10 protein-coding genes and 1 pseudogene are annotated in these 12,396 nt (G+C 64.2%); 6 read left to right on the top strand and 5 right to left on the bottom strand.

What is annotated here, in order from left to right; genetic code table 11:
* Window positions 1-58: 58 nt before the first annotated feature.
* The 4 genes from ilvD to B4F07_RS15525 all read left to right on the top strand — a co-directional run bounded on the left by ilvD (window position 59) and on the right by B4F07_RS15525 (window position 5,000).
* Window positions 59-1,915, top strand: a complete 1,857-nt coding sequence (gene ilvD, locus B4F07_RS15540) for a dihydroxy-acid dehydratase (protein ID WP_293700805.1) — start codon at window positions 59-61, stop codon at window positions 1,913-1,915.
* On the top strand, window positions 1,915-2,301 hold the full coding sequence (locus tag B4F07_RS15535; RefSeq protein ID WP_293700804.1) for a hypothetical protein: 387 nt from the start codon (window positions 1,915-1,917) through the stop codon (window positions 2,299-2,301). Before ilvD ends, B4F07_RS15535 begins: the two co-directional genes overlap by 1 nt.
* 142 nt (window positions 2,302-2,443) lie before the next feature.
* The gene (locus tag B4F07_RS15530) at window positions 2,444-3,796 is read left to right on the top strand and encodes an NAD(P)H-hydrate dehydratase (protein ID WP_293700803.1); all 1,353 of its coding nucleotides are present in this window, start codon (window positions 2,444-2,446) and stop codon (window positions 3,794-3,796) included.
* 1 nt (window position 3,797) lies between these two features.
* Window positions 3,798-5,000 carry a class I SAM-dependent RNA methyltransferase gene (locus B4F07_RS15525; RefSeq protein WP_293700802.1) on the top strand — a complete coding sequence of 401 codons (1,203 nt, stop codon included), beginning with the start codon at window positions 3,798-3,800 and terminating at the stop codon, window positions 4,998-5,000.
* 99 nt (window positions 5,001-5,099) lie between these two features.
* Here B4F07_RS15525 and B4F07_RS15520 read toward each other — a convergent pair whose 3' ends face one another.
* From B4F07_RS15520 to B4F07_RS15505, 4 genes and pseudogenes are all read right to left on the bottom strand, one after another.
* Window positions 5,100-5,534 (bottom strand): MAPEG family protein, encoded by a 435-nt coding sequence (locus B4F07_RS15520; protein WP_293700801.1) that lies wholly within the window; start codon window positions 5,532-5,534, stop codon window positions 5,100-5,102.
* Window positions 5,535-5,546: 12 nt separating this feature from the next.
* Entirely contained in the window at window positions 5,547-5,978 is a 432-nt protein-coding gene (locus B4F07_RS15515; RefSeq protein WP_293700800.1) for an MAPEG family protein, read from the bottom strand.
* 65 nt (window positions 5,979-6,043) lie between these two features.
* Complete coding sequence (locus tag B4F07_RS15510; RefSeq protein ID WP_293700799.1) at window positions 6,044-7,204, bottom strand: CaiB/BaiF CoA transferase family protein; 1,161 nt, start codon at window positions 7,202-7,204, stop codon at window positions 6,044-6,046.
* 106 nt (window positions 7,205-7,310) lie between these two features.
* Window positions 7,311-8,632 (bottom strand): annotated as a pseudogene (locus B4F07_RS15505) (MFS transporter).
* A gap of 198 nt (window positions 8,633-8,830) precedes the next feature.
* On the opposite strand from B4F07_RS15505, the gene B4F07_RS15500 reads away from it, so the two are divergent.
* Both B4F07_RS15500 and B4F07_RS15495 read left to right on the top strand, forming a co-directional pair.
* A complete protein-coding gene (locus tag B4F07_RS15500; RefSeq protein ID WP_293700798.1) occupies window positions 8,831-9,820 on the top strand; it encodes a TauD/TfdA family dioxygenase in 990 nt (329 codons plus the stop codon).
* Entirely contained in the window at window positions 9,817-10,848 is a 1,032-nt protein-coding gene (locus B4F07_RS15495; protein WP_293700797.1) for an NAD(P)-binding domain-containing protein, read from the top strand. The genes B4F07_RS15500 and B4F07_RS15495 overlap by 4 nt, the downstream gene beginning before the upstream one ends.
* Before the next feature lie 22 nt (window positions 10,849-10,870).
* On the opposite strand, the gene B4F07_RS15490 is transcribed toward B4F07_RS15495, so the two are convergent.
* Window positions 10,871-12,064, bottom strand: coding sequence for a type III PLP-dependent enzyme (locus B4F07_RS15490; protein ID WP_293700796.1), 1,194 nt, complete (start codon window positions 12,062-12,064; stop codon window positions 10,871-10,873).
* Window positions 12,065-12,396 lie beyond the last annotated feature (332 nt).

The raw sequence follows: 12,396 nt of genomic DNA, 5'->3' as shown, positions 1-12,396 counted from the left end.
CGTGTAGAGGCGCTTTCAGTCGCCAAAATTTGTAATAATGTTTCTAGGATATCGAAAAATGCCTTCTTATCGTTCGCGCACCACCACGCATGGCCGCAATCAGGCGGGCGCCCGCGGGCTGTGGCGCGCGACGGGGATGAAGGATGGCGATTTCGGCAAGCCGATCATCGCGGTGGTCAACAGCTTCACTCAGTTCGTCCCCGGCCATGTCCATCTGAAAGACCTGGGCCAGATGGTCGCGCGCGAGATCGAGGCGGTCGGCGGGGTCGCCAAGGAATTCAATACGATCGCGGTCGATGACGGGATCGCGATGGGGCATGACGGCATGCTCTATTCGCTGCCCAGCCGCGACCTGATCGCCGATAGCGTGGAGTATATGGTCAACGCGCATTGCGCCGACGCGATGGTGTGCATCTCGAACTGCGACAAGATCACCCCGGGGATGTTGATGGCGGCGCTGCGCATCAACATCCCCGTCGTCTTCGTGTCGGGCGGGCCGATGGAGGCCGGTAAGGTCGTCCTGAACGGCAAGACGGTGGCGCTCGATCTGGTCGATGCGATGGTCGCCGCGGCGGATGAGAAATACAGCGATGAAGAGGTGCTGGCGATCGAGCAGGCGGCCTGCCCGACCTGCGGTTCATGCTCGGGGATGTTCACCGCCAACTCGATGAACTGCCTGACCGAAGCCCTCGGGCTGTCGCTGCCGGGCAATGGTTCGCAGCTCGCAACCCACGCCGACCGCAAGGAATTGTTCCTGCGCGCCGGGCGGATCGTCGTCGAGATGTGCAAGCGGCATTATGAGGAAGATGACGACAGCGTCCTGCCGCGCAATATCGCGACGTTCGAGGCGTTCGAGAATGCGATGAGCCTTGATATTGCGATGGGCGGGTCGACGAACACCGTGCTGCATTTGCTGGCGGCGGCGTTCGAGGCCGGGGTCGATTTCACGATGACCGACATCGACCGCCTGTCGCGCCGGGTGCCGTGCCTGTCAAAGGTCGCGCCCGCCAAGTCGGACGTCCATATGGAGGATGTCCACCGCGCGGGAGGGATCATGGCGATCCTCGGCCAACTGGAACGTGCCGGCCTGCTCCACGCGCATCTGCCGACGGTGCACAGCGCGACGCTGGGCGATGCGCTGAATAAATGGGACATTTCGAGGACGAATGATCCCGAGGTGCAGAAATTCTTCATGGCGGCGCCGGGCGGGGTGCCGACGCAGGTGGCGTTCAGTCAGGAGCGACGCTGGGACTCGCTCGATCTGGACCGCGAGAACGGCGTGATCCGGTCGGCGTCGCATGCGTTCAGCCAAGACGGCGGGCTGGCGGTGCTGTCGGGCAATCTGGCGGTCGATGGCTGCATCGTGAAAACCGCGGGGGTCGACGAATCGATCCTGAAATTTTCGGGGCCGGCGAAGGTGTTTGAAAGCCAGGATGCGTCGGTTGCGGGCATCCTGACCGGTCAGGTCGTCGCGGGAGACGTGGTGGTCATCCGCTACGAGGGCCCGAAGGGCGGACCGGGGATGCAGGAAATGCTGTATCCGACGAGCTATCTGAAATCGAAGGGGCTGGGCGCGGCTTGTGCGCTGGTCACCGACGGGCGTTTCTCAGGCGGCACGTCGGGGCTGTCGATTGGCCATGCCTCGCCCGAAGCCGCTGAGGGCGGCCTGATCGGGCTGGTCGAAGATGGCGATTTGATCGAAATCGATATTCCCAATCGCACGATCCACCTTGCCGTGCCGGACGCCGAGCTCGCCCGGCGACGGGCGGCGATGGAGGCGAAAGGCGACGCCGCCTGGCAACCCGCCAAGCCGCGCCCGCGCAAGGTTTCGGTCGCGCTGCAGGCCTATGCCGCGATGACGACGAGCGCGGCGAGAGGCGCCGTGCGCGACTTGTCGCAATTGAAGGGCAAGTAATGCGGAAACTGGGGGCCTTTGTTGGGTTCCTGCTTCTGGCGGCATGCGGCGGCGCGCCCGACAATGGCGATCTGGCCGAAGCCGAAGCGCGGGGGTCGCGCGACGCGGCGGCGAACGGGCGTATCGAATGCGCCCTGGAAGGCGCCAAGCTGTTCGACCGCACCTGCACCGTCGAGGAGATGAGCGGTGTGGACGGGACGGTGCTGGTCGTCGGGCGGCCCAACGTCGGCTATCGTCGGTTGCAGATCACGACCGATGGGCGCGGGGTGGTGTCGGCGGACGGGGCTGAACCTGCGAAAGTCACGATTGTCGGTGACGGCATGATCGAGGTTGCAATTGGGAGCGACCGCTATCGGTTGCCGGCGAATACGGGTGGCGCGACCTGAATATTTTCGTCATTGCGAGCGCAGCGAAGCAATCCAGCGTTGCGTAAACCGCTCTGGATTGCTTCGCTGCGCTCGCAATGACGGGTGAGGGGAGCGAGCGCTTCCCCCGCGACTTTTTGGTTTGGCGTGCTAGTCTAGCACCATGTCCGTTCCCGCAGACGCCCCGATCCTGACCAGCGCCGCGATGCGCGAGGCCGAAGCTGCTTGCGCGGCGCGAGGCACGCTGCTGTCCGAATTGATGGAGCTTGCCGGGGCAGCGGTCGCCGACACCGCGTGGCGGATGGCGGCGGGATCGCCGATTCTGATCCTGTGCGGACCCGGCAACAACGGCGGCGACGGCTATGTCGCGGCGCGGTTGCTGGCCGAGCGCGGTGCAGCGGTGCGGGTGGCGGCTTTGGCGGAACCTGCGACGGATCTGGCCAAGGCGGCGCGCGCGGGGTGGCGTGGGCCAGTCGAGGCAATCGACGCCGCATTGGCGCCTTCGCCGTTGATCGTCGACTCGCTGTTCGGCGTTGGCCTGTCGCGGCCGCTGGCTGACGACCTGGCCCTGCTGTTGAAGCGCTTCGCCGGACGCCGTGTGCTGGCAGTTGATGTACCGAGCGGTGTCGAGAGCGACGGCAACGCCGATTGGTTGCCGCCACTTGCTGCCGATGTCACATTGGCGCTCGGCGGGCTGAAACCTGCGCATGTTTTGCTGCCCACAGCGCCTGCCTGCGGCCGCGTGTTGCTGGCGCCTATCGGGATTGGCTCGCGTGGCGCGATGCGGACCTTGCCGTCATTGAAGCTAGCTACACCCGCGGCGACCGCCCACAAGTTCAACCGCGGAATGGTGCTGGTGTTTGCCGGGCCGATGCCGGGGGCGGCGGGGCTGGCGTCGGCGGCGGCGCTGCGCGCGGGGGCGGGGTATGTCGTGCTGGAGGGCAGCGAACGCGCGCCGCTGTCCGCGATCATCACCGAGAGCGATGCGCGCTTTGGCGAGCGGCTGAGCGATCCGCGCGTCGGGGCGGTCGTGATCGGGCCGGGCTTTCCGGCCGGCGATGAATTGCTGTTCGATGTCGAGGTCGCGCTTGATTCGGGCAAGCCGCTGGTGCTCGACGCGGCGGCTATTGCGGCGGCCTTGCCGCGCCTGTGCGAAACGCCATGCCGTGCGATCCTGACTCCGCATGAGGGCGAGTTTGTGCGCTCCTTTCCCGAATTATACGGCAGCAAGATCGATCGCGCGAAGGCGGCGGCGGTGCGCACGGGGGCGGTGGTCGTCTATAAGGGCGCCGATACCATCGTCGCCGCGCCCGACGGCCGCGTTGTGGCGGCCTGGCCGGGCAGTCCCTGGCTGGCGACCGCTGGGACCGGCGATGTACTGGCGGGCGCGTGCGGGGCGATGCTGGCACGTGGCGGCGATGCGTTCGATGCGGCGGTCGCGGCGGTGGGGTGGCATATGGCGCAGGCCGCGCGTATAGGCCGCGGCCTTGTCGCCGACGATCTGGTTAGGGAATGAAATGAGCGAAACTGCGCTGATCGAGCGCATTGCCGCGCGCGGCGATGGCGTGACCGGCGATGGTCGTCATGTCGCTGGCGGTGTTCCGGGCGATCGGGTGCGCGACGACGGCATCATCATCCCTGGTCCAAATCGCGCCGAACCGCCGTGCCGGCATTTCGGCAAATGCGGCGGATGCGAGTTGCAGCATGTCGCCGAACCGGCGCTCGCCGATTTTGTGCGCGACCGGGTGGTCGGCGCGCTGGCCGGACAGGATGTGCCGGTCGACGAAGTCCTGCCCGCGCTGCTGTCGCCGCCGCAAAGCCGCCGCCGGGCGGCGCTGACCGCGCTGCGCACCGGCAAGCAGGTCGCGATCGGTTTCAACGCGGCGCAAAGCAACCAGATCGTCGACATGCGGCAATGCCCACTGCTGCTTCCCGAACTCTTCGCGCTGATCGCACCGCTGCGCGCGCTGCTGACGACAATTGCGCAGCAGAAGCGGCCGGTGAAGGTCAAGCTCCAGATGCTCGACCAGGGGGTCGAGGTGGTGCTGGAAGGCGTCAAGGCCGAGGGTCTCGACGCCGCGATGGCGCTGCAAGATTTTGCGGGGACGCATAAGCTGGCCCGCTTTGCCGTCGATCAGGGGCATGGACTGGAAACCTTGTGGCAGCCCGAACCGCCGACGGTCTGCTTTGGCGATGTCACGGTCGAAGTTCCGGCGTTTTCATTTCTGCAGCCGACGACCGCGGGGCAGGCGGCGCTGGTCGATGCGGTGGCAAAGGCGATCGGTGATGCCGGGGCGATTGCCGATCTGTTCGCGGGGGTCGGGACGTTTGCGCTGTCGCTGCAAAAAGGGCGCAAGGTTTATGCCGCCGAAGGCGCGCGCGATGCGATTGCGGCGCTGAAAGCGTCGGCGAACCGCGTCGGGGCGCTGGTCGCGACCGAGCATCGCGACCTGTTCCGACGGCCGTTGATCCCCGCCGAGCTGAATCGCTTTGGCGCGGTGATCCTCGATCCGCCGCGTGCGGGGGCCGAGGAGCAGGTGGTGCAATTGGCGGCGTCGGATACGCCGGTGATCGCCTATGTCAGTTGCAATCCCGCAAGCTTCGCGCGTGACGCGAAGCTGCTGGTCGAGGGCGGTTATACACTCGATTGGGTGCAGCCGGTTGGCCAGTTCCGCTGGTCGACGCATGTCGAGCTGGCGGGGCGGTTCAGCCGGAAATAGTCGTCGCCCCCGCGAAGGCGGGGGCCGCTGGAGGGTTTTCCCCACGACGCAGCGTAAAACCACGGCGGCCCCCGCCTTCGCGGGGGCGACGATATTAACTCAATACAGCACAAACCCCATGAACGCATGCACGCACAGCGCGAGCAGCGCGATGCTGGCGAGCGCGAACACCGCAAAGCGCCACAGCACGCGGTTGACCGTCACCTGGATCAGGCTGTGAACGATGCGCAGAGCCACATAGGCCCAGGCGAGCTGGGCATTCAGTCCGCCGCCCATACCGCCCACCGCGAGCGCGAGCGCGACGGCGTAAAAGACCGTCGGCTGTTCCATCAGGTGATTATAGTTATGCGCCTTCCACTGCACTTCCGGCGGCAAGACTTCGTCGAGTCCCCTGCCGGTCGTGCCGACCAGATTTTTCGCGTCGATCTTGGCGCGTTGCATCGCCGGGATGCGCGTTGCGTACATCCACACCCAGATGATCATCGACCAGAGCGCGAGCGTCGCGACCGGCCCCAAAATTGCATTGGTGTCCATGATATTTCCCCCTCAACCCAAAGTGGCGATCACCGCCAGCACTGCGAGCACGATCAAGCAGACTGTCGATGCCATGAAGATGGCGAAGCGAACCGGTAGCCGGTTGACGGTGGCTTGCCATATGCTGTGCACGATCCGCAAAATAACATAAGCCCATGCCAGACCGCGCGTCAGGTCGGTGCTGCCCCCAGACAGATGCAGAAAGACGATGACGGCATAGAATAGCGTCGGCTGTTCGAGCAAATGGGTGTAATTGTGCGACTTCCAGTTGGCGCTGGGCGGCAGGGCTGGCTCTAGGTCCGCACCGCGGCCACCGGGTTGCGCCTTGCTGATGTCGATGCCAGCCTTCTTTACAGCGGCGCCGCGGCTCACCGCCAGCCAGCCGAGCATGACTAGCGTCCACAACGCGAGGACCGCGCCTGGCGCCAGTAGATTTTCAGGCATCTCATTCCCCCTCTATATTGGCGCGGCATGCTAGGCCGCGCGACCAACAATGCAATCTTCGATGTTCAGCCATGCCTCTCTGCGAGTTCGGCGCGGATTACGGCGCCGTCGCCATCGACCTTTGGTGCAAAACCCAAGTCGCGCGCGGGGGCGGCGCCATATTTCACCGGCGGCTGCATTTCGTGGAATGCGCCGACGTCGGGGTGGGTGCGGTGGCGGAAGAAACCGGTCGCGACGAAATGCGGATCCTCTTTGACGTCCTGCAGGTCGCGCGCCGCCATTGCAGGAATGTCGTTGGCGGCGAACAGCGCGAGCCATTCGGCGGTGGTTTTCGCCGGGGTCTTGCGGGCGATCTCGCGGTAAACGATCGGCATATGCTGGCCCTTCGCCTTTGCCGCCTCGAATTCGGGGGTTTGGGTCAGTCCCTCGCTGCCGAGCAGCGCCATCAACCGCGCGGTCGATTCGGCGGTATAGGGGACGATCGCCAGATAACCGTCGCTCGTCGGGAAGGGCTGGCGCGTCGGGTCGAGCTGGCGCGGATAGCCCGCTGGGCCGAGCGGCGGGTCGAGCGCCGCGTCGCGCAGATGTTCGGTGAGCATGAACGAGGCGAAACATTCGAACATCGGCACCTCGACCGCTTGCCCTTCGCCGGTGCGCAGCTTGTGGATCAGCGCCGCGAGGATCGCCTGCGCTCCGAACTGGCCCGCGATCTTGTCGGCGATCAGCGAGGGAAAATAGCGCGGGCGCGGGTCGCCATCGACGCGGGGGAGCAGGCTGGTGGTGCCCGTCGCAGCCTGAATGACGTCGTCATAGGCTTGCAAATCGGCATATGGGCCATCCTGTCCGAAGCCGGTGCCGTGGACAAAGATGATGTCGTTCTTGATCGCCTTGCAACCCCCATAGTCGAACCCGAGCTTGGCCATCGCCTTGCCGCGGACATTGTGAAAAAACACGTCGGCGGTCGCGACAAGGTCGCGCAGTACTGCCGCGTCGTCGGGCTTCTTGAGATCGAGCGCTATCGAGCGTTTGCCGCGGTTCACGGTGAGGTGGATCGACCCCATCGTGGGATCGGGAACCCCGCTGCCCAGATAGCGCGAAATGTCACCAAGGCCGGGGGTTTCGACCTTGATCACCTCGGCGCCAAGATCGGCGAGCATCTGCGTGGCATAGGGGCCAAAGATCACCGTCGTCAGATCAATGATGCGGATGCCGTTGAGCATGGTCATGCGGCCCGCTCTCGCCGGTTCGATTTGAGCGCCATCGTCTGCCTCTCCATTCCGCTTCTCTTCAGGAATGGTTGCAGAAGGAAACCGAAAACGCAATCAGGCATCCCTATGTCGGGGCTGTCTTTTCATCCAGCGACGTACCCGTCGCATAGGCGCCCGAGATTTTCCGGTAGGATTGCGAGCGGAAGGCAGCGATTGTCGCCAGCACGCCGAGCACACCAGTTATCGTGAACACGATCGCAATGCCGCGTTCGGCGCCGCGGCCGTACCAATCGCCGATCAGCTCGGCGCCCGCACCGCTGGTCATCAGCGGCACAAAGATGAACTGGGTCAGCGGGGCGATCAGGAAGGCGGTGAGCGGCGAAGCGGCCTGTTCGACCGACTGGGCAAAGCCAAAAACGCGCCCCTGCCGCTCGAACGGCACGACCTTTTGCAGCGTGGTCTGCTCGGCCGCCTCGGCATAGGGACCGAGGAACAGCCAGATGAAGCAGCCGATGGTGAGCAACAGGACCGACGACTGGACGGTGAACAGCGCCGCGACGGCCCAGACGATCAGGTTGACGAGGAGCAGCGTCCGCACCGGATTGGCACCGAGGCCGGTACGCGCGATCAACGCGCCGCTGAGGATGAAGGCGCAGGAAACGAAGGCCCAGAGCAGCCCCCATTGTTCGACCTTCATCAACGACAGGCCGTAAGCGTCCATCAACGCCATGAAGACGCCGCCGAGCAGATTGTTGAACGCCGCGAACAGGATCAGCGCGAACAGTCCCGGAATGGCGCGCACCACGCGGAAGGTGCCGGCGAGGTCGATCTGTCGGGGCATATCATGCGTGTCCGTTTCGCGCGGCTCGTCGACAGGAACGAAAAGGAGGTGGAGTGCAGCGAGCAGTGAGAAGGCGATAGCGAAGGCCAGCGTCGCGACATTCCGCCCCACGCGACGAGGAAGCCGCTGATCGCCGAAGTGGTGAGGAAGCCGATGCCGGTGACCATCCCGACCAGCCCGTTCGCCTTGTCGCGCCGATCCGCTGGCACCAGCAGGGTGACGAGAATCGGCAGCGCGATCATGCGGATATTGCCGACAATCACGCCCAGCATCGTCAGCAGGACGAACAGCCACAGGGTGACGCTGGTGGTCGTGGCGACGCGGATGCCGGGATCGAGCGCATAGGCGCCGAGCGCAGCGGCATAGATCGCCAGCGACACGACGCTGGAGACGAGCATCATGCTGCGCTTGCGGTGATGATCGACCAGGCTGCCGAACCAGATGCCGAGCGCCCCGGTGAGCACCAGGTAGATGCCCGCGATCATCCCCGTCGCAAACACCGACCGGGTTTCGAGGAAAATCCAGAAGGTGATCGCGAACCATACCGTGAAATTGGTGATGTTGGCGATCAGATTGTTGACGAGGAGGTGGTGAAAGGGGCGCATGCGGCGGGAAACCTAGCAGCGTCGTTTGATCAGGCTAGCCCGCAATTTGAGCCTGTCCATTTCCGTTGTTTCGATTGTAGTCGAAATATAGGTTGACCCGATAAATCAATTCGATATTTCGACGAATATCGAATCAAAAGATCCGACGCAAATTTGCCCGGTCGTCATCTGCGCCGCATTCGAGGAAAGGACTGCCCAATGACATCAATGGTTGAATCACCAGCGCCCTGGCGCGGCGAGACATTGCAGGCGCAGCCCGAGCAGTGGCTTTACCAGTTGAGCGACGCCGAAATCGTCACGATTGTCACCGCGGCGCAATCGGCAGTCGAGCGAGGCTGCCCGCTCAGCGAGCTGGCGCGCGACGATTTTCCGATGACCGGGTTGGATGCAGCGCTGACCGACTGGCGCGACCGGATCGACCGCGGGCATGGCATGGTGCTGATCCGCGGACTGCCAGTCCGCAGCATTGGCCGTCAAGTCGCCGCTGCGGCCTATTGGTTGATCGGGTTGCAGCTGGGGCAGCCAACCGCCCAGAATCCGGCGGGCGAATTGCTGGTCGATATTCGCGACACGGGTGCGCCGCCGAGAGACCATAATGTGCGACTGTACAAGACGCGGGCCGAGCTGGCCTTTCACACCGACGGTGCCGACATCATCGGCCTGCTGTGCCTGCGCGGTGCAAAATCGGGCGGTGTCAGCCGCATCTGTTCGTCGGTCGAGGTCTATAGTCAGGTAGTCGCGCGGCGCCCCGAACTGGCTCCGCTGATGGAACAGCAATTCCACCACCACGCGCATGGGCAATTGGGGCCGGACGGTCCGAAGACCTTCCGCTATCCGATCGTCAGCCGCGAAGGCGGGATTTTCCGGATGATGCTGCTGACCTGGTATATCCGCAATGCAGCCGAGGATTTCCCCGAAATCGCCGCCCTGAACGACAGCGAGCAGAGCCTGCTCGACCTGCTCGAATGGCTTCCCTTCGAACCGGGCATTGCGCTGGACATGAATTTTCAGGAGGGCGACATGCAGTTCCTGAAAAACTCGGTCGTGCTGCATGCGCGCACCGATTATGAGGATTGGGATTCCGCCGAGGAAAAGCGGCACCTGTTGCGGCTGTGGCTGAATGTCCCCGAATTTGCCGACGGCGACGACCGGTTGCGGCATGGCTTTGCCCAAGAAGCCAACGCATGACCGATCATCAGTTTGTGGTGATCGGGGCCGGACAGGCGGGGCTGGCGGCGGCGCGTCTTTTGCAACGCGCGGGCGCCGACTTCCTGATCGTTGATGCCGAATGGACGGTCGGCGGTTCGTGGCGCCACTATTACGACAGCCTCGAGCTGTTTTCGCCGGTGCGCTACTCGTCATTGCCGGAGTTTGGCATGCAGGGAGCGCCCTTTGCCTATCCGACGCGCGACGATGTCGTCGATTACCTGCAACAATATCGCGACCATTTCGCCTTTCCCGTGAAATTGGGAACGCGAATATCGTCGGTCGCCCGCGAGTCCGATGGATTTGTGTTGAGGCCCGAAGGAGGAACGCCGATCCGCGCGCAAAAGCTGATCGTCGCGTCGGGAGCCTTTGGCGCGCCGAACCTGCCGCGGATCGCCGGGCAAGCCGACTATCGGGGCCGCGTCGCGCATTCATCGGAATATCGCAATCCGGATGCCCATCTGGGCCAGCGGATCATCGTGGTCGGCGCTGGAAACTCCGCGGTGCAGATTGCGGTTGAACTTGCGGGTCATGCCGACGTGACCCTGGCCGTCCGTGACAAGCTGCGCTTTCTGCCGCAGCGGGTACTGGGCCACGATATTCACTGGTGGTTCGACAAGCTGCACCTGAACGGCCTCAACCTGTTTTCCGACCATGGCGTCCCCATCGTCGACGATGGCCGTTACAAGGCCGCGTTGCGCGCCAATCGCCCCGCGACGCGAAAGATGTTCCGTGCTTTTACCGCGGATGGCGTCGTCTGGCCCGACGGCACCACCGAACGCGTCGATCAGGTGATATTTGCCACCGGATTTCGGCACGCGATGGACTTTCTCCGCCCATCGGGCGCGCTCGATGCACACGGGCAACCGATGCATCACCGCGGGGTATCGACCAGCGTTCGCGGGCTCGGTTTCGTTGGCCTCTCCGGACAGAATGGCTTTGCATCGGCGACACTGCGCGGCGTCGGGCGTGACGCCGACTACGTCATCCCGCGCATCGCCGCGATGTGACCCACTTGCCGTGCGGCGGTGGTCAGAACAGCTTGGTCACCGTCGCGCTGCGGCGTTCCTGTTCGACTTCGCCGGTGTAGAGGCTGACCATCGGTTCGTCGCTGACGACATGGGTTTCGTCGGCGCCGAAGCCGTTGAACTTGGTCCGCATCGCGCAGCCATAGGCGCCGAGCATACCGATCTCGATGAAATCGCCTGCCTTGATGTCGGCGGGCAGGAAGAACGGCCCCGCCATATGGTCAAGGTCGTCGCAGGTCGGGCCGTAGAAGCTGAACGGCACCAGCTCGGCGTCGCTTTCGACGTCGCGTTGCAGCGATACCGGGAAGCGCCAGCCGACATGCGCGGCGTCAAACAATGCGCCATAGGCGCCGTCGTTGATGTACAGTTCCTCGCCGCGGCGCTTTTCGACGCGGACGATCAGCGAACTATATTCGGCCGATAACGCGCGACCGGGCTCGCACCACAGTTCCGCCGAATAGCTGATCGGCAGGCTTTCGAAGCTGCGGTGGATCGTGTCGAAATAGGCGTCGAGCGGCGGCGGTTCCATGCCCGGATAGGACGACGGAAAGCCCCCCCCGACATCGATGATATCGACGGTGACCGACGCCGCGACGATCGCAGCGCGAACGCGCTCCATCGCCTGCGCATAGGCGTGTGGGGTCATCGCCTGGCTGCCGACGTGGAAGCAGATGCCGAGCGCGTCGGCGGCCTGGCGGGTCGCCATCAACAATTCGGCCACCTCGTCGGCTTCGGCACCGAATTTGGCGGCCAGACTGAGCTTGCTGTGGTCGGACGAGACGCGCAGGCGCACGAGCAGGTTGAGGTCAGCGGCGCCTTCGGTCGCGCGGACGATCTTTTCCAGCTCGTCCATCGTATCGAGCGAGAAGGTGCGCACGCCATGCTTCCAATAGGCTTCGGAAATCGCTTCCTCGGCCTTCACGGGGTGCATGAAGCACAGCGTCGCCTGCGGCAGGGTCCGCGACACCAGCCGGACCTCGGCGATCGAGGCGACGTCATAATGGGTGATGCCCGAATCCCACAGCACGCGCAGCAGTTCAGCGGACGGGTTCGCCTTGACCGCATACAGGGTCGTGCCGGGAAACCGGTCGATGAAGAAACGCGCTGCGCGCCGCGCGGCGTGCGGGCGGACGAGCGTAACGGGTTCGACCGGCGAAAGTGCCTGAATCAGCCCGTGGGCGCTATGATGCTGGTGCAATGCAAGGGACCCCCAAAAGTGTAACGGTAAACGACAAGGCTGCCTTGCGGTTATTGGAAGTCCCCCTGGGGCAGCGGAGAGCGCATATATGGAGGGGGGTCCCCCCTGTAAAGACCCTATCGCGCAATTTTGTAACGCTGCGGTAACACAAAGGGCGAAGCGGGGCGGATGTGCGCCGAGCGGGGCAAAGACGCGACAAACGATCGCCTGTCAGCTAGGCTGAGTCCCAATTGGGTTCGTCATCCCGGCGAAGGCCGGGATCTCGACGGCTCGTATTGACGCACCGGCGAGACCCCGACCTTCGCCGGGGTGACGAAAAAAGAAAGCGGCAC

Source organism: Sphingopyxis sp. UBA6723 (assembly GCF_002454115.1).
Classification (GTDB): domain Bacteria; phylum Pseudomonadota; class Alphaproteobacteria; order Sphingomonadales; family Sphingomonadaceae; genus Sphingopyxis.
Note: the sequence above shows the minus strand (reverse complement) of the source record. Positions and strands in the feature narration are given on the sequence as shown.

Excerpts from the sequence above, each read along its gene's own strand:
- ilvD (WP_293700805.1), top strand. The coding sequence starts at position 59 with ATGCCTTCTTATCGTTCGCGCACCACCACGCATGGCCGCAATCAGGCG.
- B4F07_RS15535 (WP_293700804.1), top strand. The coding sequence starts at position 1,915 with ATGCGGAAACTGGGGGCCTTTGTTGGGTTCCTGCTTCTGGCGGCATGC.
- B4F07_RS15530 (WP_293700803.1), top strand. The coding sequence starts at position 2,444 with ATGTCCGTTCCCGCAGACGCCCCGATCCTGACCAGCGCCGCGATGCGC.
- B4F07_RS15525 (WP_293700802.1), top strand. The coding sequence starts at position 3,798 with ATGAGCGAAACTGCGCTGATCGAGCGCATTGCCGCGCGCGGCGATGGC.
- B4F07_RS15520 (WP_293700801.1), bottom strand. The coding sequence starts at position 5,534 with ATGGACACCAATGCAATTTTGGGGCCGGTCGCGACGCTCGCGCTCTGG.
- B4F07_RS15515 (WP_293700800.1), bottom strand. The coding sequence starts at position 5,978 with ATGCCTGAAAATCTACTGGCGCCAGGCGCGGTCCTCGCGTTGTGGACG.
- B4F07_RS15510 (WP_293700799.1), bottom strand. The coding sequence starts at position 7,204 with ATGACCATGCTCAACGGCATCCGCATCATTGATCTGACGACGGTGATC.
- B4F07_RS15500 (WP_293700798.1), top strand. The coding sequence starts at position 8,831 with ATGACATCAATGGTTGAATCACCAGCGCCCTGGCGCGGCGAGACATTG.
- B4F07_RS15495 (WP_293700797.1), top strand. The coding sequence starts at position 9,817 with ATGACCGATCATCAGTTTGTGGTGATCGGGGCCGGACAGGCGGGGCTG.